The 22,089-nt window shown below is 57.4% G+C and carries 22 protein-coding genes; 14 read left to right on the top strand and 8 right to left on the bottom strand.

The features are described from left to right. Nucleotides 1-73: 73 nt before the first annotated feature. On the top strand, nucleotides 74-838 hold the full coding sequence (locus tag ACJ8J5_RS13355) for an SDR family oxidoreductase (protein WP_141997789.1): 765 nt from the start codon (nucleotides 74-76) through the stop codon (nucleotides 836-838). 46 nt (nucleotides 839-884) lie between these two features. Here ACJ8J5_RS13355 and metQ read toward each other — a convergent pair whose 3' ends face one another. Beyond that, nucleotides 885-1,700: a methionine ABC transporter substrate-binding lipoprotein MetQ gene (gene metQ, locus ACJ8J5_RS13350; RefSeq protein ID WP_043141591.1), complete on the bottom strand. Its 816-nt coding sequence runs from the start codon at nucleotides 1,698-1,700 to the stop codon at nucleotides 885-887. Between the two features lie 236 nt (nucleotides 1,701-1,936). On the opposite strand from metQ, the gene ACJ8J5_RS13345 reads away from it, so the two are divergent. From ACJ8J5_RS13345 to ACJ8J5_RS13325, 5 genes are all read left to right on the top strand, one after another. After that, nucleotides 1,937-2,455 carry a hypothetical protein gene (locus ACJ8J5_RS13345; protein WP_089180784.1) on the top strand — a complete coding sequence of 173 codons (519 nt, stop codon included), beginning with the start codon at nucleotides 1,937-1,939 and terminating at the stop codon, nucleotides 2,453-2,455. A 146-nt stretch (nucleotides 2,456-2,601) separates the two neighbouring features. Next, a complete protein-coding gene (locus ACJ8J5_RS13340) occupies nucleotides 2,602-3,027 on the top strand; it encodes a universal stress protein (RefSeq protein WP_025302472.1) in 426 nt (141 codons plus the stop codon). A gap of 110 nt (nucleotides 3,028-3,137) precedes the next feature. Beyond that, complete coding sequence (locus tag ACJ8J5_RS13335; protein WP_049295409.1) at nucleotides 3,138-3,452, top strand: ArsR/SmtB family transcription factor; 315 nt, start codon at nucleotides 3,138-3,140, stop codon at nucleotides 3,450-3,452. Then, entirely contained in the window at nucleotides 3,449-3,778 is a 330-nt protein-coding gene (locus ACJ8J5_RS13330) for an SRPBCC family protein (RefSeq protein ID WP_025302474.1), read from the top strand. Before ACJ8J5_RS13335 ends, ACJ8J5_RS13330 begins: the two co-directional genes overlap by 4 nt. Nucleotides 3,779-3,823: 45 nt before the next feature. Continuing rightward, entirely contained in the window at nucleotides 3,824-4,417 is a 594-nt protein-coding gene (locus tag ACJ8J5_RS13325) for an ATP-dependent Clp protease proteolytic subunit (RefSeq protein ID WP_060432889.1), read from the top strand. Between the two features lie 43 nt (nucleotides 4,418-4,460). On the opposite strand, the gene ACJ8J5_RS13320 is transcribed toward ACJ8J5_RS13325, so the two are convergent. Then, nucleotides 4,461-4,877, bottom strand: coding sequence for a hypothetical protein (locus tag ACJ8J5_RS13320; protein ID WP_060432890.1), 417 nt, complete (start codon nucleotides 4,875-4,877; stop codon nucleotides 4,461-4,463). Nucleotides 4,878-5,499: 622 nt separating this feature from the next. Between ACJ8J5_RS13320 and ACJ8J5_RS13315 the strand changes: the two genes are divergently transcribed. The 7 genes from ACJ8J5_RS13315 (at nucleotide 5,500) to hutU (ending at nucleotide 13,950) form a co-directional block, all read left to right on the top strand. Beyond that, a complete protein-coding gene (locus tag ACJ8J5_RS13315) occupies nucleotides 5,500-6,576 on the top strand; it encodes an LLM class flavin-dependent oxidoreductase (protein ID WP_197835515.1) in 1,077 nt (358 codons plus the stop codon). A gap of 45 nt (nucleotides 6,577-6,621) precedes the next feature. Then, entirely contained in the window at nucleotides 6,622-7,236 is a 615-nt protein-coding gene (locus tag ACJ8J5_RS13310; protein ID WP_049209209.1) for a cysteine hydrolase family protein, read from the top strand. Continuing rightward, nucleotides 7,233-8,321: an anthranilate phosphoribosyltransferase gene (trpD, locus tag ACJ8J5_RS13305; RefSeq protein ID WP_414104696.1), complete on the top strand. Its 1,089-nt coding sequence runs from the start codon at nucleotides 7,233-7,235 to the stop codon at nucleotides 8,319-8,321. Before ACJ8J5_RS13310 ends, trpD begins: the two co-directional genes overlap by 4 nt. Beyond that, nucleotides 8,281-9,501, top strand: a complete 1,221-nt coding sequence (locus tag ACJ8J5_RS13300; protein ID WP_060432891.1) for a hypothetical protein — start codon at nucleotides 8,281-8,283, stop codon at nucleotides 9,499-9,501. Before trpD ends, ACJ8J5_RS13300 begins: the two co-directional genes overlap by 41 nt. Before the next feature lie 17 nt (nucleotides 9,502-9,518). Further along, nucleotides 9,519-10,751 carry an MFS transporter gene (locus ACJ8J5_RS13295; RefSeq protein ID WP_049204159.1) on the top strand — a complete coding sequence of 411 codons (1,233 nt, stop codon included), beginning with the start codon at nucleotides 9,519-9,521 and terminating at the stop codon, nucleotides 10,749-10,751. 12 nt (nucleotides 10,752-10,763) lie between these two features. After that, on the top strand, nucleotides 10,764-12,176 hold the full coding sequence (locus tag ACJ8J5_RS13290) for a UbiD family decarboxylase (protein ID WP_147823379.1): 1,413 nt from the start codon (nucleotides 10,764-10,766) through the stop codon (nucleotides 12,174-12,176). A 79-nt stretch (nucleotides 12,177-12,255) separates the two neighbouring features. Further along, the gene (hutU, locus tag ACJ8J5_RS13285) at nucleotides 12,256-13,950 is read left to right on the top strand and encodes a urocanate hydratase (protein WP_147823380.1); all 1,695 of its coding nucleotides are present in this window, start codon (nucleotides 12,256-12,258) and stop codon (nucleotides 13,948-13,950) included. 140 nt (nucleotides 13,951-14,090) lie between these two features. Here the strand turns inward: hutU and ACJ8J5_RS13280 are convergent, their stop codons facing one another. The 6 genes from ACJ8J5_RS13280 to ACJ8J5_RS13255 all read right to left on the bottom strand — a co-directional run bounded on the left by ACJ8J5_RS13280 (nucleotide 14,091) and on the right by ACJ8J5_RS13255 (nucleotide 21,030). Beyond that, nucleotides 14,091-14,963 carry a hypothetical protein gene (locus ACJ8J5_RS13280; protein ID WP_197811072.1) on the bottom strand — a complete coding sequence of 291 codons (873 nt, stop codon included), beginning with the start codon at nucleotides 14,961-14,963 and terminating at the stop codon, nucleotides 14,091-14,093. A 45-nt stretch (nucleotides 14,964-15,008) separates the two neighbouring features. Beyond that, nucleotides 15,009-15,761 carry a fimbrial biogenesis chaperone gene (locus ACJ8J5_RS13275; protein ID WP_414104695.1) on the bottom strand — a complete coding sequence of 251 codons (753 nt, stop codon included), beginning with the start codon at nucleotides 15,759-15,761 and terminating at the stop codon, nucleotides 15,009-15,011. Then, nucleotides 15,761-17,101, bottom strand: coding sequence for a fimbrial protein (locus ACJ8J5_RS13270; RefSeq protein ID WP_197811070.1), 1,341 nt, complete (start codon nucleotides 17,099-17,101; stop codon nucleotides 15,761-15,763). Before ACJ8J5_RS13270 ends, ACJ8J5_RS13275 begins: the two co-directional genes overlap by 1 nt. Nucleotides 17,102-17,129: 28 nt before the next feature. After that, the gene (locus ACJ8J5_RS13265) at nucleotides 17,130-19,664 is read right to left on the bottom strand and encodes a fimbria/pilus outer membrane usher protein (protein ID WP_334273768.1); all 2,535 of its coding nucleotides are present in this window, start codon (nucleotides 19,662-19,664) and stop codon (nucleotides 17,130-17,132) included. Between the two features lie 20 nt (nucleotides 19,665-19,684). After that, nucleotides 19,685-20,407, bottom strand: a complete 723-nt coding sequence (locus ACJ8J5_RS13260) for a fimbrial biogenesis chaperone (RefSeq protein WP_049209199.1) — start codon at nucleotides 20,405-20,407, stop codon at nucleotides 19,685-19,687. An 89-nt stretch (nucleotides 20,408-20,496) separates the two neighbouring features. Then, nucleotides 20,497-21,030 carry a fimbrial protein gene (locus ACJ8J5_RS13255; RefSeq protein ID WP_049209198.1) on the bottom strand — a complete coding sequence of 178 codons (534 nt, stop codon included), beginning with the start codon at nucleotides 21,028-21,030 and terminating at the stop codon, nucleotides 20,497-20,499. 375 nt (nucleotides 21,031-21,405) lie between these two features. Between ACJ8J5_RS13255 and ACJ8J5_RS13250 the strand changes: the two genes are divergently transcribed. Beyond that, complete coding sequence (locus tag ACJ8J5_RS13250; RefSeq protein WP_238476097.1) at nucleotides 21,406-22,086, top strand: helix-turn-helix domain-containing protein; 681 nt, start codon at nucleotides 21,406-21,408, stop codon at nucleotides 22,084-22,086. Nucleotides 22,087-22,089 lie beyond the last annotated feature (3 nt).

Below are 22,089 nucleotides of genomic sequence, written 5' to 3'. Positions count from 1 at the left end.
TGTCCGCTTGCGGCCAGCGCGGCGCCGAATCTTGCCTCACACTGAGGATCTTTAAACCGCGAGAGGATGGGCGATGAACGCATTAAACGGCAAGGTGGCGGTGATCGGCGGCGCCAGTTCGGGGATCGGCAAAGCGGCGGCGCTGCTGTTTGCCCGGCAGGGCGCAGCGCTGGTGTTGGGCGCCCGGCGCGAGCCGCTGTTGGCGGCGCTGGTGGAGGACATTCGGCGCGAGGGCGGCCGGGCGTTGGCGGTAGCCGGTGACGTGCGCGACGAAGCCTTCGCCGAACGGTTGACGGCGACGGCCGTCGATGAGTTCGGCGGGCTGGATATCGCTTTCAACAACGCCGGCACGTTGGGGCCGCTGGGGCCGTCGCTGGCGCTCAGCGCGTCAGAATGGCGCGACGTGCTGGAAACCAATCTATCCAGCGCTTACTACAGCGCCAAATATCAAATCCCCGCCATGCTGGCGCGCGGCGCAGGCTCGGTGATCTTCACCTCCACGTTCGTCGGCCACACCGCGGCGTTTCCCGGTACGGCGGCCTATGCGGCCAGCAAATCGGGGCTGATCGGCCTGACGCAGGCGCTGGCGGTGGAGTTCGGCGGGCGCGGCATTCGGGTGAACGCGCTGCTGCCGGGGGGCACCGACACGGCGATGGGGCGGCAGATGAGCAATACCCCGGAAGCGCTGGCGCAGGTGGCCGAACTGCACGCGCTGAAGCGGCTGGCGATGCCGGAGGAGATCGCGCAGGCGGCGCTGTATCTGGCGTCTGACGCCTCCTCATTCGTCACCGGCACCGCGATGCTGGTGGACGGCGGCGTTTCCATCCAGCGCGGCTGAGGTTGGCAGGGCCCGTGGCCGGGCGCCACGGGCCCTACGCGAGGCATTACCAGCCTTTGACGGCGTCGCCCTTGTAGATTTCGGTGGCGCTGGCCGCCACTTCATCGGTCTGATAGGCCTTGACCAGATCCTTCACTTTCTCGCTGTCTTTGTTGTCGATGCGGCTGGCGAAGATGTTGACGTACGGCGAGTTTTTGTCCTCGACAAACAGTCCGTCCTTGGCAGGCGACAGGCCAATCTGGCTGGAATAGTTGGTGTTGATGATCGCCAGCGTCACCTGTTGGTCGTCCAGCGCGCGCGGCAGCTGCGGCGCTTCAATCTCGACGATCTTCAGCTTTTTCGGGTTGCTGACGATGTCCAGCGCGGTCGGCAGCAGGCCGACGCCGTCTTTCAGAGTAATCAGCCCCTGTTTTTGCAACAGCAGCAGCGAGCGGCCCAGGTTGGTCGGATCGTTCGGCACCGCCACCTGCGCGCCGTCCGGCAGTTGGCTGAGTGCGGTTATCTTCTTCGAATAGCCGGCGATCGGGTAGACGAAGGTGTTGCCTACCGCCGCCAGCTTGTAGCCGCGCTCCTGCATCTGTTTGTCCAGATACGGTTTGTGTTGAAAGGCGTTGACGTCCAGATCGCCGTTGTTCAGCGCTTCGTTCGGCAGCACGTAATCGTTGAAGGTCACCACCTCCACGTCCAGATCGTATTTCTGCTTGGCCACTTTCTGCACCACCGCCCACAGCGACTGATCGATACCGGCGCTGATGCCGACCTTGATGTGGTGATCGTCCTGTGCGGTCGGGCCGCAGGCGGTCAGCAGCAGCGTGCCGGCGGCGGCCAGCGCCAGGGTGAGGTTTTTCAGCGTAAATGTCATTTTCCCAGGGTCCTTGTCAACATTGCCTGCTAATTTTGGCGGGCAGAATAGTGGCAGTGACTGTAGGTAATCGCGGGGCTAAAACAAAATACTGATTCACTATGACTCATAGCGATTAGCTATGAGCGGCCGCTGCCCGGCGCGGTGCGGATTGCTTTGACGGCGAATCGACGGGCTTATTATGATAGCCGTTGGCCCGCAAGGGCAGACTGGGTACTGAAACGAAGGAAAAGACAATGCGATTGAACACTTGGAGCAAGGCGCTGCTGCCGCTGGTGGTGTTGGCCTGCGTCTCGGCGACTCAGGTTCGGGCGGCGGAGAGCGATACCGGACCGATCCCTAAACAGCTGCTGGGCAACTGGCGCGTCAGCAAGATCGTGCCGACCCAGACCACCGGCTGCTGGGATCAACAGCAGGCGCAGAGCCTGATCGGCGGCAAAATCAGCTACAAAGCGGATGCATTCAGCTGGAACGGCACGGCGCTGAAAAGCGAAGGGGCCACCGTTAGCACCGTAGAAGCGCAGGAGTTTGTCGAAGACAATTCCGGCAGCAGCTCCTACATCGATTTCCCGATGCTGGGCATCAGCACGCCGTCGGTCGAACGCGTGGCCATTCAGCATGCGGATACTACCATCAAAGGCATTACCGATCAGGGCACCGATGGGGTGCCCGGCGATAACGTGCTGGTGAAAGACGCCAACACGCTGATCCTGTCGTTGTGCAACGTCTGGTTTGAGGCGCAGCGCGAGAAGTAATTTTTACCTTCAGCCCCGGCAACGGGGCTTTCCCACCGCGTCGCCACCCGTCATACGGGCCATTTCTGAACTAAAATTAACCATAACGATATGCCCTGACGTGATATCGGAGCCTCGGCTCTACCGAGTCCATGACAGGAGGCGCTATGTGTTACCACCATATTGTCATCGCCACCGATCTGAGCGATGACGGCAAACGGTTGGTCGAAAAGGGGGCGCGGCTGGCGGAGGCGCTGCAGGCCAAACTCTCGCTGATCTATGTCGACGTTCACTACGACACCTACCACGCGGCGATCGGTTTTTCGGAGCGCAGCGATAACGGCGTGCCGTTCGAAGAGAAGATCCGCAAAGAGCTGGAGCCCACCACGCAAAACGTCAATTACCCGATCGCGGAAGTGATTATTGGGCGCGGCGGCTTCGTTGACGAACTGCGCACGGCAGTCGTGGATAAGAACATCGATCTGCTGGTGTTCGGCCATCACCACGATCTGTGGAGCAACCTGTTTTCTTCCACCCGCAATGCCATCAACCAGCTGAATATCGACGTGCTGGTGATCCCGATCCGCTCATAAACGCGATCATGCCTCTTCCATTCACTCCGCGCTGCAGCGCGGAGTTTCTTTTGCAGCAAAAAATGCCTTACTCGGTTGCATAATACATAAGTAAATACTAATGTGTTTGTATGAACGAAAATGACATCTTCAAGGCGTTGGCCGATCCGACCCGCCGCGGCATCTTCGACAAACTTGCTGCCGGCAGCATGAACGCCAGCGCGCTGCGCGAAGGGCTGACCATCAGCCAGTCGGCGATGTCGCAACACCTGGCGGTGCTGCGCAATGCCGGGCTGATACGTGAGGCGAAGCAGGGGCGCTGCGTTAATTACCAGGTCGACCCGGACGGGCTGGCGCAGATCGCCCAGTGGCTGGCGAAGTACCGCGCCTATTGGCCGGCGCGCATCGACGCGCTGCAAATCTTGCTGAAGGATATGGATCAATGAATAAACGGGTTGAGCCGCCGCCGCGCGATCGGCTGGTATTGGAGTATGCGCTCGAGGCGCCGCCGGAAAAAGTGTGGCGGGCGCTCAGTATTCCCGAACTGCGCGAGCAGTGGCTGCCGCCGGGGGATCTGGCGCAGGCCGAGCCGTTGGCCACTACGCCGGGCGAAGCCGTGAGCTATCGCCTGCGCGACGACCAGCCGCCGTTTCTCGAAAGCGTCGTCACCCTGCAGATCGTGCCGGATGCCGGCGGCGGCAGCCTGTTGCGGGTGATCCACCGGCTCGACGCCGTCAACGACGGCCCGACGATGATGATGCGCGCCGCCTGACGCGTTAAACACATTTCTCTTTGTTGCCAACCCAGGAGTTCACCGATGCGTGAGAAGATGATGCTCGTCCCGATGGTGGTGGAGCAGACCAGCCGGGGAGAACGTTCCTTTGATATTTATTCGCGCCTGCTGCGCGACCGGATCGTGTTCCTTAACGGTGAGGTCAATGACGACGTGGCCGAAATGCTGTGTGCCCAGTTGCTGTTTCTGGAGGCGGAAAACCCGGAAAAACCGATCCACCTGTACATCAACTCGCCGGGTGGGGCGATCACCAGCGGGCTGGCGATTTACGACACCATGCAGTATATCCGCGCGCCGGTGCATACGCTGTGCATGGGCACCGCGCGTTCGATGGGCTCATTCCTGCTGATGGCCGGCGAACCGGGGCACCGCATGGCTCTGCCCAACGCCAGCCTGCACGTGCACCAGCCGCTGGGCGGCTTTCAGGGGCAGGCGTCCGACATTCTGATCCAGGCAGAGGAAATGAAACGCACCAAAGACCGGGTGATCCGGTTGTATGCCCAACATTGCGGCCTGAACGAAGAGGAAGTGGAGCGGGTGTTGGATCGCGATCGCTTTATGACCGCCGACGAAGCGGCGGCCTGGGGATTGATCGATCGGGTATTGCGGGCGCGGTGAGTGTCGGCTCCGATAGCGGAATGAAGGGGGCAATATCACTCGATTATTGGTAGGTGAGCGCCGTTGAGGTGATCCAGCCACGCTGACCGGCACATTCGCCGGTAATGATGGAGATTTCTTTCCATTCCGCATTGCCGATGTCCATTGCAGCGCTTTTACCTGTCAATGCGACCTGTGTGCCGGCGATGAGCTGGCAAATATGTTTGGTGGGCTCCAACAAGTTACCCATATTGGGTTGAGCAATTAAAGGCATCGGCCGCTTCAGCACTAGCTGAGGCGCCTTTTCACCCGGTGTGTTAGTGATGGTGATATTTCCGCTATTACTACCAATCGTCGTATTCGCGCTGCCATTAACGAACTGACTGCGTGTTTCCGTTGAAGATGAAAAGGCAGAATAACCAGCGAAGAGGGTGCCGATAATTGTGGCTATGCCCGCGAGGATGGGGAGTTTATTTTGCAAGATATTTCTCCATGGGTATTTATTATATTGATGTTTGGTGAAAATGCCTTTCCCATACTAAATGGGTAAAGCGCAAATGAAAATATAATTCATAATATTTGCAAATGCAGTTTTGTTTAATCATTCGAATACCATATAATTAAAAATACGTATCATTCTAATTATTTCATTTGGTTGTTTGCTTCTGTTAATAAACCAAGTTGGGGAAAATGTTTCATATTTCTCACAATCATTCACGCGGGGATGTTTGTTTTTTCTTTATTTAACAGTGTGGTTAGCCATTTTTTGTCACGCTTTTGCACACTTCACTTTGCCTCTTTTTTTGAACCAGTAATGTCTTTTTTTCTGCATGACGAATTGTTATGAATTTGTTATTGATCACAAATTAAGCAATTCCGTGTTGCCACTGACTTGTCTATACAACTATATACTTAAGGGAAAAGCAATGTTCAATAATCATCTTAACTTTTCGTGGTTAACTTTTTTTGGTGTTTAATTTTACGATTTAATAATATCTAAGCATTAATTCATTTTTAATTTGAATGAAATTGATGGGTTGAATATCAATTTGCCGTATATCACGTGCTAATCGGGATTTTACGCTTCAAGGAGATAATCGAACATGAAACTTGGCGCATTTTTAATGCCGGCACATCCGCGTTATCGCTCGTTGCACGATGGGCATTACCACGATCTTGATACCTTGAGGTTTTTGGACAAAATCGGTTTCGATGAGGCCTGGATTGGCGAGCATTATACGATGCCGGCTGAACCGTGCCCTTCTCCAGATTTGCTCATCGCTCAAGCCCTTTTGCAGACTGAGCGCATAAAATTGGCGCCGGGCGCCTTTATGCTGCCGTTTCATCATCCAGCCGAGTTGGCTCACCGCATTTGTTGGCTGGATCATATATCTAAGGGGCGATTAATGGTGGGAATTGGCGCCAGCGGTACCACTTTGGATCTCGACATGTTCGACATAGATCATAAGTCGGGTGTGCATCGGGAGATGACGGCAGAATCGATAGCGATCATGATGCGATTTTGGAATAGCGATGGGCCATTCGAATTTAAAGGTAAGTATTGGACAGCGCGTCGGCCGGCGGATCAGTGGGATAAAACCTCCGGTTATCACCTCAAGCCCTATCAATCACCCCATCCGCCAGTAGGCGTGACCGGTCTTTCACCTTCATCCTCGACGTTGAAGATTGCCGGTCGTAATGGCTGGATCCCTATCAGCTTTTGTTTTACGCCTCAGTATCTCCATACCCATTGGCAAGTTGTTGAAGAGGGCGCCGCATTGAATGGAAGGGTTCCGCCGGCCAGGGATACATGGCGTGTCAGTCGTCCTATTCTGATCGCCGACACAGATGCGCAAGCATGGCGGCTTGCTGTCGAAGGCGAAATGGGACGCTACTTTCGTGAGGATTACTTGCCGATGATCGCCGGTAACAAGGCGCTTGGTTTGTTCAAACATCACCCGGATGTCCCCGACAGTGAAGTCACCGTCGAGTATTGCGCCAAGCATTGCTGGCTCCTTGGAGCGCCGGAGACGGTTCGTGAACGCATAGAAGAAATGCAATCGCTGTCTGGCGGATTCGGTGTGTTGCATGTCATGGGGTTCGATCATTTGGATGAATTGGAACCCGTGCGCGAAAGCCATCGCGCATTGCAAGAGATCGCCACGAAATATTTCGCCTGACTCAGGCCGAATATCGGCACCGTGCGGTCATTCATGGAGAGAAAGATGCAACGTCAAAAAACAACTCTGCCCCCCAATCGGACACGTCGATTCGCCGTTTTGGTGATCGACATGCAATACGACTTTCTGGATGAAGGTGGTCCTGTTCCTTGCGAAGGAGGGAGGGCGATTATCGCGTCGCTTCAAGTTTTGTTGAGCTTTGCGCGCGGCGCGGGCATCCCGGTGATCTATACCCAGGAAAGTCACCGTGCCAACCGTGTGGACTTCGGCCGGGAGCTTGACTACGGCGAGATACTTCATTGCCTCGAGGGAAGCCGTGGCGTTGAGATCATCGCAGACTTGTCCCCACAGGTTGGCGATCAGGTATTAATCAAACGCCGTTACAGTGCGTTCTTCGCCACTGATCTGGATCTTTTGCTGCGCGGGATGGGAGTAGATACCGTCGTTCTGACCGGTGTCGCCACGGATGTTTGTGTGCGTGCAACTGCTCAGGACGCCATGCAATTAGATTATCGCGTCATCGTGCCGCGCGAGTGCGTCGCGGGGACGCGTCATGTGCGACATGAGGCGGCGCTTGAGAACATCGGTTATGTATTTGGCCGTATTCAGAGTTTGACTGAGGTTATGAATCTCTTGCGGGCGGGATTGGAGGAGACATGAGCGCAACGCTGTCGATAAAACCGCTGGAAGAGAGATTCAGAAACGTCTTGCAAATCTTGGTTGAAAAACGGCTTAGCTTGAGCCGGGAACAGACCCGAGATCTGGTCCAGGCCATGCTGGGACAGCAATTGGATGATATGCAGATCGGCGCGTTGCTCGTCGCTATGGCACAAAAGGGCGAGTCCGCTGACGAGATAGCCGGTGCGGTTGACGCAATAGCGGCACGTTGCCGGCCATTGGTAAGCGGTTTGCCGCTTACGTTGAATATCGGTGGTACTGGAGGAGACCGGAGCGGGACCTTCAATATTTCCACCACGGCAGCCTTGGTTGTGGCCGCGGCCGGTGTGCCAGTGATCAAGCATGGCAATAGTCGCGTGACCAGCGTCAGCGGCAGCAGCGACATGATGTCGGCGTTGGGCATTGATGTTTCGCGCAAGGGTGATGAAGCATGGCTGCGGCGATCGTTGGCAACGAGCAACTTCGCGTTTCTCTCTACTTCGTCTTGGTATGCGTTTCCTGAACGGCTGACTGCTGTACGGCGCGCTTTGGGTGTTCGTAGCCTGTTTAATCTGAGTGGGTCGTTGGTTCATCCTGCTAACGTGACGCACCAACTGATAGGCGTTGCGCATGCTTCGCTTTTGTATCCCATGGCTGAGGCGCTGGTGAGGTTGGGCGAGGTGACGGCTTTTATCGTACATGGTGCCGGAGATTTGGATGAAGTCAGTTGCTTGGGAGAAACCCAGGTCCTGTGTGTAAGTGATGGCTGTATAGGTCGGTTTTCCGTGCGGCCGGATGATTTTGAGGTCCCTGCCTGTGAATTACGGGCGTTGCGAGGGGGGTCTGCGGAGCGTAACGCGAAAATCTGCCTGGCAGTGCTTAACGGCGAGCGGGGGGCCTATCGCAACGCGACTATAGTGAGCGCCGCGACGGCGCTGGTGTTGGCCGGCAAGACGCGCTCCTTTGGCGAGGCGGCGAAACTCGTGCGGCAAGTATTGGATAACGGGCGGGCGTATCAGGTTCTTAAACGATTCAAGGAGACGATGAATGAGAACGAGAGTGAAAGTCTGCGGCATCACGCACCTTGAGGATGCTCTGGCGGCATTAAACGCGGGGGCCAATGCATTGGGGTTCATTTTTTCACAAAGTCCACGTCAGGTTTCGCCCGACGAAGCCCGTTCGATCATTGAACGATTGCCGCCTTTTACTCAGGTGGTCGGCGTGTTTGTCAATGAACCCAGGGAATGGGTGCAAAACATTATATGTTATTGCGGCCTGGCAGCGATTCAGCTTCAAGGTGACGAAACGAATGAGTATTGCCAGGCATTTGATGTTCCGGTCATTAAGAGTTTCCATCTCGACAGCACTTTGGCGCTGGAGAGGATAAACGGTTATCAAGTCAGTGCATATCTATTGGACACGCAGGTTGAGGGGATAAGCGGCGGTTCTGGAAAGCCATTCGACTGGGCTTTATTGAAAAACAAAACATTTGTGCGGCCGGTAATTGTTGCGGGCGGACTGCATACCGGCAATGTCAGCCATCTGATTCAGCACTGCTTCCCCACGGCCATTGATGTCTGTTCTGGCGTCTCCCGGTCCGCGCGCCGTAAGGACCCTGTGCGACTCCAAACCTTTTTTGACGCTGTCGCCGATGCCGATCGCCTTCGCGTGCAGGTGCCGGCTGAGAGTGGGCAAGAGGACATCCTCAAGGCGTCTTTTGATCGGCAGCCTTTGGTGGAGATTCAAGGGCGGCGATTTCTGCTGAATGCTCTGACGGAACAGATCCCGGCAACCCCGGCTGAACTCTTGCGTGAAGCAGCCAGGCGAGTCTGTTATGCGGCGCAATTTCCACCTGGTACCAAGTTGGTGGGGGAAGAAGACAAAGGAGGCGGTTTATTGGCTGCCGTTTCGCTGCTTTCAGGCCTGCCATACGGCATTGCCCGCTGGTACCCATCCGGTCTTGAAGGACAGGTTCAGGTTGATTTCGATTGCGAATATACCGGCGGCAGCCTCTTTTTGAACGGCGTGGAGCCCGGCGATAACGTTTATATCGTGGACGATCTCATCAGCACTGGCGGAACATTGGTGGGGTTGGTTTGTGCAGTGCGGAAAGCAGGGGCTGATGTATCAGGCATCTTATGCGTGGTGGAAAAACGCAATTATGGTGGAGCCAGGCGCGTGTTCGAGGCGACGGGGATCTCGGTGCAATCGCTTATTGAAGTGGATGTGAGCGGCGAGCATTCGGTCGTTGTCGGCGTCAATTATTAAATAAAAAGGAGGCTGTGATGATCAAGGAAAGGAAATTCCGCGGTTGGTACATGGTAGGCGCCGTTCATCTTTTGCTGGCGGTTATTTTCGGTGCGGCCTATTCATTTGGCGCATTTTTTACTGCATTACAGGCGAATTTTGACGCGGGGCGTTTCTCTACCGCCTCAATATTCTCGTTGACGGCGTTAATTTACTACGTCGTCGGCGTATTTTCCGGTGCCTGGAGCGATCGTACTTCAGTAAGGACGGTAACCGGCATCGGTATTTTACTGCTTTCCCTAGGCTTTTTGGGCAGTAGCCTGCTGGCGTCGACACTGACGGCGTTTTTGTTCACGTTTTGCCTGTTGGTTGGCGGGGGAGTCGGGTTGGTTTACGTGCCGGCGGTTTCAACCATTCAACGCTGGTTCGTCGTTCATCGAAGTTCGGCTTCCGGCTTAGCGCTGGCTGGCACCGGTTTGGGAACGCTGGTGGGGCCGATGGTGGCTGGTGGGTTGATGCAGCATTTGTCCTGGCAAAGCACCCTACAAGTTTACGCCGTCGCTATCGCTGCGCTGGGATTATCTGCCGCCTTCGTCTTGCGAGGCAGGCCAGAGGACGTGGGAGAATATCCCGATGGGCTTCGTCCCGTAGAGGTGGCATCAATACCGGGTTCCGCGTTTAACGGTAGCGTTACGTTGCGAGAAGCGGCGAGACAGGCTCAGTTTTGGTGGTTTTTTATCGCGATATTTTTCGGCTCTATCGGACTGTTCCTGGCGTTGGTTCATATTAATCCTTATGCACAACAACAGGGGCTAAATGCAACGCAGGCCAATCTGCTCATCGGTTTGATCGGCGTGGGCAATATCGGCGGCCGTCTGGTTTTGGGGCGGATAGGCGACCGTATGGGCGCGCGGCGTTTTTTGGTTATCGTCACGTTGAGTTTGGCCCTGTTATGCGGTTTTTGGAGTGTCGCGCACAGCTTTACCGCGCTGGCGATTTTCGCGCTGCTGTTCGGCGCGGCCAACGGCGGCTGTATTGCGCTGTACCCGGCAGTGGCCAGTACATGGTTCGGCACCGCCAATCTGGGCGCCATTCTGGGGGCATTGTATATCGCCGTGGGGATCGCCGCCGTTGGCGGGGGTAGCGCCGCCGGTTGGCTGTATGACCTGTATCAGAGTTACACGTTGTCTATTGCGTTGGCCGGCATGGCGGCGCTGCTGTCTGCGTTGGGGATCGTCTTGGCTTCTCGCTGTACTTCCCGGATGGGATGAGGGAGGAGTCAAATGCTATTGCCTAATGACTTGCGCTCTGCCTTGGCGTTGTTGCGGCAAGCAGGGGATGAGATTACCCCGGTGGAGAGATCGATTTCTCCCGAGGTGGAGATGATTGAAGATTTTCTCGATGCCTATCGCCAGCCTGGCGGTTCCTGGTTTGCCGATGAGCAACCGTTACGGCTTTATCGACGACCAACACGGGGCGAGTTTCCCGTTTTGATGGGGATGTTTGGCAATCGTCGCCGTTGTAGGTTGTTTTTGGATCCCTTCGGACGTTATTCCGCAGACATATCAAATGCTCAGTTGTTGCTGCAGGCGGCGAGTAGGCCGATAGCGCCCAGATTACTGGGCGGGGAGGAACGCAACTTTCACAACGTGCGTAAGCCTGCTGAAATCCTGGCTTTGTTGCCGATCCTACGTTATCTGCAAGATGATCCTGGGCCGACGGTGACGTTGGGGTTGATCTATGCACGCGATAATCGAACCGGAGCCGCGAATTGTTCTTACCACCGAATTACCTTCAAAGAGGATTCGGTAGTGGTGGCGATTGACTCTCGTGGTCACTTGCAACGTATGCTTTCGACACATCTGGCGCGCGGAGAGCAACTGCCTATTTCCGTCAATATCGGGCTTGATCCTGCCATTTATCTGGCTTCGGTATTGACTCGGCCTTGTCTTTCTTACGGTAGCGACGAGTTAGGCGTTGCGGGGGCTCTGCGCAGCAATGCGGTGGAGGTTGCGCCATGTTACGCCAATACGGGGCGATATATCGACCATGCCGAGATCGTTATAGAAGGGATGTTGGGTGCGGAAAAAGAACCGGAGACAGCGGAGGTGGCCGGTTTTACCTTACCTGAGTATCTGGGTTATCGCTCGCCATGTGGTATGGCCACAACACTGGAGGTTCAGGCGTTAAGTCACCGCGCCGGGGCGATATATCAGACGCTGTCGGGTCCTGGTGTGGAGCAATCCATTTTACTTGGTTTAGGCCAAGAGTGTTCGCTGCTCGCCCGACTAAAAACAGAGGGACTTGAGAGGCTGTTTTGTCGCGTCGCGGCTCTGCCTTCCGGCGGCGGTCACTTGTTTACCGTATTGCAAGTCGCTAAACGCGCTTGCGGTGATGACCTGCGCGTTATCGACGCAGCTAAGAGATTGCTCGGCGAGGTGCCATCACTCAAAAATGTGTTACTGGTGGATGAGGATGTTGACCCTTATTCGGAGCGTGATGTCCTCTGGGCTATGAGTACGCGCGCCCGACTTGAACACGATATTCACGTCAGCGCTTTGCTGCCCGGCACTTCCCTTGACCCCTCGCAATTGCCGCTTTATGGCGGGAGTGATGCGAATGGGCTCGTCAATAAATGCGTCGTTGATTGTACGGTTCCTTTTAGCTCTCGGCGGCGTTTTCAACGGGCGTTTTAATGTGAGCGGTACGCCTTTCTGTAGCCTGCCTGACCAGGCTGGCGAACCATGATGTCTGTCATGTTGAAGGAGACAAACCATGACGAATACTCTCGATCCTCGTTTCGATTCCACCCGGAATATTTGTGCCCCTAGGGGCAACGAATTGACCTGCAAAAATTGGCTGACCGAGGCGGCCTATCGCATGATTCAAAATAATCTGGATCCCGACGTCGCCGAAAACCCGCAAGGGCTGGTTGTGTATGGCGGTATCGGTCGCGCTGCGCGCAATTGGCAATGTTACGATCAGATTTTGGCCTCACTTAAAGAGCTCAATGAAGACGAAACTCTGTTGGTTCAATCCGGAAAGCCGGTTGGAGTATTCCGCACCCATACTGATGCTCCCCGAGTGTTAATCGCCAATTCTAATTTGGTTCCACAGTGGGCCAATTGGGAACACTTCAGCGAGCTTGATCGCAAGGGATTGTTCATGTACGGGCAAATGACTGCCGGTAGTTGGATCTACATCGGTAGCCAGGGCATTGTGCAGGGTACGTTTGAAACGTTTGCCGAAGCGGGCCGCCAGCACTATGGCGGGGATCTGACCGGACGCTGGATCCTCACCGCCGGGCTGGGGGGGATGGGCGGGGCGCAACCGTTAGCAGCGACATTGGCCGGCGCGGTTTCGTTGAATATAGAGTGTCAGCAGAGTAGCCTGGATTTTCGTTTGCGTACGCGCTATCTCGATAAACAGGCAAAAGATCTGGATGAAGCTATCGCCTTGATCAAGGAGCACACGGCGGCCGGACAGGCGGTTTCTATAGGCCTGCTAGGCAATGCCGCAGAGGTGTTACCTGAACTGGTCAAACGTGCGCATGCAGGCGGTATCCGACCCGATCTGGTTACCGATCAGACGTCTGCGCACGACCTGATCCACGGTTATTTGCCGGTGGGATGGAGCGTGGCGCAGTGGAAAGCAGCGCAACGCGATCCGGGGCAGCATGCCAGGTTGGCTGACGCCGCAGCCGCTAGCTGCGCCATTCATGTGCAGGCAATGCTTGATTTCGTTGACATGGGTGTGCCGGCTGTTGATTACGGTAACAATATTCGCCAGGTCGCACGCGATATGGGCGTGGAAAATGCTTTCGATTTTCCTGGCTTCGTACCGGCTTATATTCGCCCCCTGTTTTGCGAGGGCAAAGGGCCGTTTCGCTGGGTGGCGTTATCTGGCGATCCGGAAGATATCTACAAAACGGACGCCAAGGTTAAAGCGCTGTTTCCTGAAAACCAGCATATCCATCGTTGGCTGGATATGGCGCGTGAGCGCATTGCTTTCCAGGGATTGCCGGCGCGTATCTGTTGGTTGGGGTTGGGCGAGCGTCATCTGGCAGGCCTGGCTTTCAACGAGATGGTGCGTAGAGGGGAGCTTAGCGCGCCGGTTGTTATCGGCCGAGATCATCTGGATACTGGCTCCGTCGCCAGCCCCAATCGTGAAACCGAAAGCATGAAGGATGGAACCGATGCCGTTTCCGATTGGCCGTTGCTGAATGCATTGCTCAATACTGCGGGCGGCGCTACCTGGGTGAGTTTGCATCATGGTGGCGGTGTGGGGATGGGATATTCGCAGCATTCGGGAATGGTGATCGTGTGCGATGGCAGTGAGGAGGCTGACCGGCGGCTTGCTCGGGTGTTGGTCAACGACTGCGGTTCCGGCGTGATGCGCCATGCCGATGCTGGCTATGAGCAAGCCGTTGCTGCCGCGAAAAGGTTTGGATTGAAACTGCCGATGCTTTGAGAATAAGAGCATATTGAGGCTTTATAGCGGTTCTTATAAGGTAGAACCGCTATTTCTCTATAGGATGATTTTTACACTGTATTGCCTGTCTTGTGAGTATTTCACCTCTTGGCATGTGACGATTTAGTCTTGGCGTCAACTTACGGTTTTGCTGTCTGGCCTTCTTGCCAGTTTTGCCAAACCCATTCAAGCCCGCATTCGACCATCGCGAAATAGAGGCTGAAGTAGCGCTCCGCCATGATAAAGAACGAGCTGTTGAGTTCGATCACCACGTTATTGGTGGTGGTCAGCAGGCCGGATTTTTCCGCCGCCTGCAGAATGCGATTCACGTGCGCGCGTGAGACGGAGCAGGACTTGGCGATTTTGGCCGAGGAGAGCAGCAGAAAAGGGGAGTCCTGCCGGATGCTTTCGATATGCAGCATCAGCAGCACCATGTGGCCGGCGTCCTTGCTGATAAACAGTCCGGATTGCGGCACCAGATCGATCAGGTAGATCTCCTTGAGCATCAGCTGCCCGTAGGCGGCGAAAAAGGTGGGCAGAAAGTCGGGCGCCGCCAGCAGCGTCGCGATGGGCATCTGTGGCGCCAGCGCCTGATAGGGCCGCGCCATGGAGGCGATCAGCGCCTGGGTTTCCGCCAGCGCGTGCGGCGTAGGTTTATAGCGCAGCTGGCGTTTGTCATGTTCGCAGGGTTTGACCTCCAGTCTACGGCCGACCCGCAAAAAAAACAGAAAGGAGTCCAGGGAGTTCTCGCTGATCACATTCTTCCCTTTAAAAAAGGCTTTGATGTCTTTCAGCCCGGCGGCGGGCTGGTGGTAATAAATGGACAGGATAGTGGAGCAAATGATGAACCGGCTGTTCCTGAAGATGATTTTATAAAACAGCGGATGTTTCTTGTAGGTCTCTTTTAATAACTCCCCGTGTTTGACGATGGCGGCGTGAAACGCCGGTGTCTGCCTGATGATGTTGGCCTGTTTCTCCAGGTGAAACTGTAGCTGGAATCTGCTTAGACTCATTTTCCCTATTTCCTGTACTTAAAAAAAATGTGCTGCTTTTTATCGTTATGGGTTTGCTGTGTATGACTTGACGATCTGTTGGCCTTGGTCGTTGATGAGGGTGGCCTGAACGGTGATCTGAGAGGGGAGCCCCGACGCCGCAACGCCGTCGAGGTGATAATCCCGCGTGCTGAATGGCGCGGTCATCATGTCGCTTTCTTGCCGCACCGGGGCATCGCGCCTGTCGGTTTGCACGGCGATGCGAGCGAAGGAGAGATAAAACGCCGACCGGTTGTGACAGCGCAGCAGATAGCCACGCGGTGATTTTTGCAGCGTGAACGAAGCGGCCTCGGCCGCGTTGTCGGCGTTACCCTTCAGCGCTTTGGGGCGGTAGAAGATTTTCATCTGCGTGTTCATCGCCATCGTCACGCGCGACGCCTGCGGCGGCGTGATCGGCCGGCTGGGCGGGATCTCATACAGGTTAAGCCAGAACACCGACTCCCTGTCGGTGGGCAGGCTCGCGCCGGTAAACAGGATCCGCAGCCCTTTCAGCGCGGAAGGCGGCAGGGCGAATACGCTGGGCAGGGTGACAAACGGCGCACGGGACAGTTCGGGTGCGGCGTTGACATCGCCGTTATCGACCCAGGTTTGCGCTACGATCGGATAGCCGTTGGTGTTGAGCAACATCAGGGTTTTTTCCGTGTCTCCCTCGCGGAAGATCACCCGGGTGGCCGAGGCGATGATGCCCGCCTGCGCGCCCATGGCCGTCAGCGCCAGCAGCAGAGCGCATCCCATCGTCAGATATTTCTTTCTCATCATTATTGCACCTTAACCCAGACGTAGGCCCTGGCGTCCACTTTGCCGGCGGTGACAGTTTGCCCGGGCAGCCGGGCGAGCGTGGCGGTGAGTTGAGTGGTGTAGTGGGTGAATCCCGCCGCGGTGCTGCCGCCGCCGCTGGCGCCGTTGAGCACCGGGTACCAGCCGGCGTCGTTGCCCTGCGGGCATTGCCCGGCGCTGCAGCGCGCCCAGCCGACGAAGTTCATCGGCGCGCCGTTGCCGGCGTTGGCGAGCGCGATACCCACGCCGGTGGCGACGCTGCTGTCGGTGCCGTAGCCGCTGGAGAGCAGGTAGCTCACGCCGCCGTTGGCACTGACCAGCCCGAGTTGCTGCGCCGCGACATAGCTTTCATACGGCACCTGCAGGCCGAGGGCGGTATTGTTGCTGCTGACGCCGGAGACGGCGGCGTTGTCACATTCGATATTGATGGTGAACTGCGCCTGTGAGGTTTGTCCGGCGGTCAACTGGCTGACGGAGAGGGTAGGCAGGATCACCAGCGGCGTGACGTTGCGCGCCACGCAGGTGGCGGTATAGGTCAAGGAGGAGATCGGTGCGGTGCCCATGCCCATCGCGTTCCAGCGCCCGGTGCCCCAGGTGGCGTAGTTGGTGGCGGAGTCGCTGCCGATAGGATCCGAGGCGATGCCGGGCCCCTGAAAGGTGACATAGCCGTTCGGCTGCGTGCAGGTATAGTTCGAATTGCCGGTGGTCGAGGCCATGCCCACTAGCGGGTTGCCGGCGCTGTAGCCACAGTAGTTGCTGGCGCCCGCACCCGGCAGCGAACTGATGCGGATCAAGTCGGCACGGATGGCGCTGAAGTCTTTCACCCGGATCTGAATTTTGCTGCCGACGGTGGCGTAGCGGGTAATCGGCGCCGACTGCCAGTAGCGGGTAAAAACCTTGCCGGAATCCAGGTGGGTCAGGCGGATGCCGACGTAGGGGAAATAGGTGGCGTAGTAGTTGGGGTTGCCGTCCTGGGTCCCCAGATCGTAATAGCCGCCGACGCGATCGTCGCCGTTGGTAGCGAAGACTTCATAGATCTGCCCCGCATCGCTAGCGTCGCATTCATACAACACCTTGTTGGGATCGGGATAGCGCGTGCCGGACGTAAGATCGAACACGCTGGTGCCGAGCGGCGTACCGACGGGCTGCAGGTAAGTGCTGGTCAGATTGACCCGGCCCAGCGCCGTGCCCACCCCGCAGGGATCGCAACCGGAATCGATCCAGGGGGCGACTCGGGTGCATTGGGCCAGCGCGGCGGGCGCGCCGAACAGCGACAGAGCAAGCAGCGCCAGGGCGGCGATCGGGTAAGCAATACGTTTCATCGTCTCTCCTGAGAATACGTTTAATGGGCTAGCGACATGGGGCGCTGAGCCGCTGAATCGGTCCGTCTTCCCCGGCGGGCAAGCGGTAATGCAGCATGCACTGTTGGCTGGGCGCGTCGCCCCAGTTCAGCGTCAGCACACCGGCATTCCGGTCGCTGCGCAGATACACCTGATTGGCCTGGCCGACCATGCCCACGCTGTTGCCTGCCGCGTCAAGGACGTTGGCGCCCATCGGGATCGGTGCGTTATCGGGCCGCTGCGCGGTGATCAGCAGCGCCTGGCCGCGCACGGTGTTGAAGTGCAGGCGCACCGTGGCGCCAGCGTACGGGGCGACGCGGCGCTGGCCGTCTTCCAGTTCCGCTTTGTCGTTCATGCCCTCGGGGTTCAGCGCGACGGTGTTGTAGTGATAGGGCACCAGCGACGGCGCCAGGGCGTAGCCGAAGCGATCGACGCGCGCGCCCTGGCCGTCCATCACCCGTGCGCCGCTGGCGCCGGGCGCATCGATCAGGGCGAAGGTATCGCCGACATACGGCCCTAATGTCACGCCGCCGCGGTGCGCCACCACGGCGCCCTGCAGCGACAGTGAGCCTTGTCGGTACAGGCGCGCGGTGGAGAACGAGCCGGTGACGTTGGCGTAAGGCAGGCGGGTTTGCAGGTTGCCGCCCCAGATGCTTTGTTGGCGATCGTCGTCGGTGGTGAAGTTCAGGCCGTAGCTGACCGGCTGCTCGTCGCCGACGCTGCCCGACAGCGCAGCCTGATAGTTGCCGCCCTGACCCTGGCTGTGGTTGGCCAACAGCGAGACGCTGGGGGCGGATGATGAACGTCCGAGCGGGAAGCTCAGCGACAGGGCGGTGACGGTCTGCGTGTTCTGCGCCAGCGGCGCACTGTAGACGTTGTCCAGCGGCCCGTAGCCGCGGTAGTCGCCGTTGCTGTAGCCCAAGCTGCGGGTGCGGGTGACGGAGAGGTTAAGCGCCACGCCGTTGCCGAAGGTTTTCCCCCAACCCAACTGGAGCTGATTATCGCGGCCGCGCTGATCGCGGTAGTCCTGAGTCGAGCCGGACATCGTCAGGCTGCCGAATGCCCCCATCCCCTGATTGACGGCGACCTCGAAACGCGAACGCTGGCGGTAGGAGTCGGACTGCCAGTTTTGGCCGGTAGTGGCGGCGCGCCGTACGCCGAGCACGTCGCTGAGATCGCGAAAGCCTTCGGTAGAGTAGCGGTAGCCGGCGATGGATAAGGTGGTGTCCGTCGGGCTGAAGGTTCGGCTGTAAGAGAGGTGCAGCATCCAGCCGGAGGCGCCGCCGTCCGGCAGGCTGGCGTGGGAATAGGTGGTATCCATGCCGAAGGCGCCCAGCCAGCTGCTGTACACGCCGCCCAGCATCATCGCCTGGTAGCCGTCCGCCAGCTGGTTGCCGAGGTTGAAGGTCAGGGCGTTGGTCAGGCCGTGCTGCCAGGTCACTTCGCTGAACAGATCGTTGTCGCCGACGTAGCGGGAACGGCCGACGATCGCGGAGTAGCGCGACTGGCCGGGGCGGATGGATTCCGGCACCGCGGCGAACGGCACGGTGAAGGTGCTGACGCTGCCGTCGGCTTCCGTCACCACCACGGTGAGATCGCCGGCGTAGTTGGTGGCGTACAGATCGTTGATGGCGAACGGCCCCGGCGCGACGGTGGTTTCATACAGCGTGCTTTTGCCCTGCAGCACCGTCACGCGCGCATTGCTTTTTGCCACGCCGCGCACCACCGGCGCATAGCCGCGCTGTGAATCCGGCAGCATGCGGTCGTCCGAACTGAGCTGAATGCCGCGAAAGCCCAGGCCGGAGAAGAAGTGCCCGTCGGTAAACCCTTCGCCCAACAGCATTTCGCTGCGCCAGGGCAAGATCGCGCGCTGCACGTAGCGGCGGCTGGTGTCCAGGTGGCCGCCGAACTCCCGATCGTAGCGGTAGCTGGACTGCTGGCGGTAGCGCCATAGCCCGAGGTTGAACCCGCCGTTCAGGTTGGCGTAGGTCGAGTCGAGATCGCGGGTTTGCCCCTGTCGGTAGCTGACGTGGTACTGGTTGAGGTTGTAATTGACGAAGGCCATCGATTCGCCGCTGTCCAGGCTGGCGGGATTGACGCTGCCGCGCGGCTGGCCGTTCAACAGCGCCTGCGGAATGCTGAGATCCAGCCGCAGCCGCGAAATGTCCGCGCTCACCGCGATGTCCTTCAGATCCCGCCCAGGCAGCAGGCATTCTGCTTCGGCGGCCGCCGGCGGATTTTTCAGCCCGAAGCGCGTCAGCTGCGGCCGATCGAAACAGGGCAACACCTGCTTGCCTTCGCGCACGAAGCGAATTTGATCGCGCTCGAGAAACTGGCCGTTGAGATACAGATCGATCTGATAGCTGCCGGGGGCGACGGCGTCCTGTTGGTTGAACTGGCTCAGGGCGCTGTTGCTCAGCACGCTGCCGCGCAGCAGCGTGGGATCGAAGGTATAGCCGTCGGCGGCGGCGCAGCCCAGCGGCAGCGCCAGCAGCGCGCAACACCAGCGTGCGGGCAGCGGCGTCGCTTTGCGAGCATCGAACATGAAAACCTCCCTGTCTGGTGTCAGCGCGCGACGCTCAGGGTGCGTGTGATTTCCACCCCATAGTCATTGATGACGCGCAGTGCGACCTGCCGCACCTCCCCGTTCACCGGCCAGCTGGCCTGCGAAAACGGCGGGATCAGATCCGCCTGCGGGATCACGGTGCGTTTCGCGCCGCTGAGGATCGCGGCCTGGCTGACGTTGGCGTAGTAGCCGGTCGGGTTGTCGACGTGCAGCGCGTTGCCGGCCTGGCGCAGGCTGAGCCGATCGATAACGTGGTTGGCGTCACCGGCCAGCCCGGCGGGGCGATAGAACACCTTCAGCCGATTGGTGACCACCAGCAGCAGTTTGTTTTTGTCGCTGTCCGTCTGGCGCACCGCGGGCACCTGCAGGAAGTTGAGGTAGAACAGCGATTCGCGATCGCGCGGCAGCGGCTGGCCGACGAACGACAGCCGCACCATCTGCCCGCTGTGCGGATTCATGCGGAAGATTTGCGGCGAGGCGACAAAGGGCGCATCGGCGTTTTCCGGCGTGGATTTGGGGTTATTGATGTCGAGCCAGATTTGCATCAGCGCCGGGGTGCCGTCGTCGTTGGTGAACTGCAACGTTTTTTCCCGTGCCTCGGCGGGGTAGATCACGCGGTTGCCGAGCAGCGTCACGCTGGCCGACGCGTGGGTAGCGGCAAAACTTATCAGGCAAAGCGACAGGGCGGCCCATCGGCGGGCGGAGCGGGTTATCTGCGGCATAAACGTGAACCGATAAAGGGAGCGAGTCATACAGCGCCGTTCGCTAAGGAACGGCGCTGGCATCAACAGGTATGGCGCCTGACGCCGGCTTATTTGTAGCTAATGGCGAACTGTGCGGTGGCGATCACCGAACCGGCCGCCACGCCGGTGTCTTCCGCGTAGTAGCGGGCCACCAGGTTCTGCGAGGTGGAGGTGGCGTCTTTCGCCAGCGTCATCGCAGAGGTAGTGACGGTCGAACCGCTGGCGAACGACAGCGGCGTGGTGGCGTCGCTGTCCAGCAGTTGAATGGACACTTTGGCCGCATCGCCCGCGTTGCCCAGGTTGCCGTTTGTGGTCGGATTATTGCCCGCCAGCACGGTTTTGATCGCCGTATCGCTGGTTGCGGCCGCACAGCCGGTCACGTTGACGGTAAACGTGGTGTCGCCGGCGGTGGCGCCTTTGGCGGCGAGCTTGCTGGCGGCGACGGTCGGCAGCAGAACGACCGGGTTGGATTGGTTGCCGTTAATATTTACCGAGCAGGTTTGCGTGCTGACTTCGCCTTTAAATTGCACCGTATTGGACGAAGCGGCCGCACAGGTGCCGGAGAGAGCCAGCATGGATAATGCGACTAATTTAACATTCATGTGAAATGCCCTTTAATTTATTTTAGAGAAAAGCTTTCCTGACAGTAATAAATTACTGACGTGCGGTTGTGGGTTAATCATGTTGCGCAATTGTTTTTTAAACGCCTCGGCAAGCATGGATTTTCATCCTAACAAACTAAGAATTTTCCCTATAGGTGTTTTGAATAAGGCAATAAGACGAGAAAGCCTGCTGTTACATTTTTTTTCATTTGCGCTTATATCATACAAAATAGAAAATAGATCTATATCATTGCGTTGCGATTTTATTGGATTACCAGTTTTTGTGATTGAAATAATTTGAAACATTCATGCCTTTTTTGCGTATTAATCAACGTGCTGACGGTTGCCTGATTATTTGAAAGACATGTTATCAAGATGTTTTATATCGGTGTGCTTTGCAGGCGAATTACCCCAAAAAAGAGCAGCGACAAGCCGCCTGAGGTGTGGAAGCATGCGTCCATGCTGATAAGGAGAATTAAAGTGAGAGTGATTTATATCGACGGTTCACCGCTGTGCCGGTTGGGCATGAAAACATTATTAGGCGGTGGGGTGATAACCTTATCCTCTCCCAATATTAATATTATTAAAAATATAAGCCCGGCGCCTGGTTTAATTATCATGGATTTTCCCCATGAAATTTATCGGTTCGAAGCCTATTTGACGTTTATTCACCTTTGCCGCGCTGAATATAAAAATGTCCGGATATTGTTCTTCGTCGATAAGACTTCGCCGCTGATCCTGGCATTTATCGCGGCGGCGCAGCCGGATGCGATTTTGCACAAACGGGAAGCGCTACAGGTGGTGCGAGAGACCTGCGCAACGCTGGCCCACCAGGAGACGAGCGAACGGCACGTGGTGAACCGGCAGCGGGCGGCGGCGATCACGCCTGGCGAAGCGGCGGTGCTGTGTGAAACCGCCCGCACCGAAGATATCCGCCTGACCGCTCGGCGGCTTAACCTGCACCCGAAAACCGTTTATTCGCACCTCAACAATGCCGGCAAAAAGTTCGGCATCCGCAATCGGGTCGAACTACTGAAGATGATAGCGCTGTTGTAGCGC

It is taken from the genome of Serratia sp. CY43202 (assembly GCF_052168755.1).
GTDB lineage: Bacteria > Pseudomonadota > Gammaproteobacteria > Enterobacterales > Enterobacteriaceae > Serratia > Serratia bockelmannii.
This window is presented reverse-complemented; position numbering and strand designations above follow the sequence as displayed.

Excerpts from the sequence above, each read along its gene's own strand:
- ACJ8J5_RS13290 (WP_147823379.1), top strand. The coding sequence starts at position 10,764 with ATGCTATTGCCTAATGACTTGCGCTCTGCCTTGGCGTTGTTGCGGCAA.
- ACJ8J5_RS13330 (WP_025302474.1), top strand. The coding sequence starts at position 3,449 with ATGAATAAACGGGTTGAGCCGCCGCCGCGCGATCGGCTGGTATTGGAG.
- ACJ8J5_RS13315 (WP_197835515.1), top strand. The coding sequence starts at position 5,500 with ATGAAACTTGGCGCATTTTTAATGCCGGCACATCCGCGTTATCGCTCG.
- ACJ8J5_RS13340 (WP_025302472.1), top strand. The coding sequence starts at position 2,602 with ATGTGTTACCACCATATTGTCATCGCCACCGATCTGAGCGATGACGGC.
- ACJ8J5_RS13265 (WP_334273768.1), bottom strand. The coding sequence starts at position 19,664 with ATGTTCGATGCTCGCAAAGCGACGCCGCTGCCCGCACGCTGGTGTTGC.
- metQ (WP_043141591.1), bottom strand. The coding sequence starts at position 1,700 with ATGACATTTACGCTGAAAAACCTCACCCTGGCGCTGGCCGCCGCCGGC.
- ACJ8J5_RS13280 (WP_197811072.1), bottom strand. The coding sequence starts at position 14,963 with ATGAGTCTAAGCAGATTCCAGCTACAGTTTCACCTGGAGAAACAGGCC.
- ACJ8J5_RS13295 (WP_049204159.1), top strand. The coding sequence starts at position 9,519 with ATGATCAAGGAAAGGAAATTCCGCGGTTGGTACATGGTAGGCGCCGTT.
- ACJ8J5_RS13325 (WP_060432889.1), top strand. The coding sequence starts at position 3,824 with ATGCGTGAGAAGATGATGCTCGTCCCGATGGTGGTGGAGCAGACCAGC.
- ACJ8J5_RS13250 (WP_238476097.1), top strand. The coding sequence starts at position 21,406 with ATGTTTTATATCGGTGTGCTTTGCAGGCGAATTACCCCAAAAAAGAGC.
- ACJ8J5_RS13300 (WP_060432891.1), top strand. The coding sequence starts at position 8,281 with ATGAGAACGAGAGTGAAAGTCTGCGGCATCACGCACCTTGAGGATGCT.
- ACJ8J5_RS13335 (WP_049295409.1), top strand. The coding sequence starts at position 3,138 with ATGAACGAAAATGACATCTTCAAGGCGTTGGCCGATCCGACCCGCCGC.
- ACJ8J5_RS13260 (WP_049209199.1), bottom strand. The coding sequence starts at position 20,407 with ATGCCGCAGATAACCCGCTCCGCCCGCCGATGGGCCGCCCTGTCGCTT.
- hutU (WP_147823380.1), top strand. The coding sequence starts at position 12,256 with ATGACGAATACTCTCGATCCTCGTTTCGATTCCACCCGGAATATTTGT.
- ACJ8J5_RS13270 (WP_197811070.1), bottom strand. The coding sequence starts at position 17,101 with ATGAAACGTATTGCTTACCCGATCGCCGCCCTGGCGCTGCTTGCTCTG.
- ACJ8J5_RS13345 (WP_089180784.1), top strand. The coding sequence starts at position 1,937 with ATGCGATTGAACACTTGGAGCAAGGCGCTGCTGCCGCTGGTGGTGTTG.
- ACJ8J5_RS13355 (WP_141997789.1), top strand. The coding sequence starts at position 74 with ATGAACGCATTAAACGGCAAGGTGGCGGTGATCGGCGGCGCCAGTTCG.
- ACJ8J5_RS13310 (WP_049209209.1), top strand. The coding sequence starts at position 6,622 with ATGCAACGTCAAAAAACAACTCTGCCCCCCAATCGGACACGTCGATTC.
- ACJ8J5_RS13275 (WP_414104695.1), bottom strand. The coding sequence starts at position 15,761 with ATGATGAGAAAGAAATATCTGACGATGGGATGCGCTCTGCTGCTGGCG.
- trpD (WP_414104696.1), top strand. The coding sequence starts at position 7,233 with ATGAGCGCAACGCTGTCGATAAAACCGCTGGAAGAGAGATTCAGAAAC.
- ACJ8J5_RS13255 (WP_049209198.1), bottom strand. The coding sequence starts at position 21,030 with ATGAATGTTAAATTAGTCGCATTATCCATGCTGGCTCTCTCCGGCACC.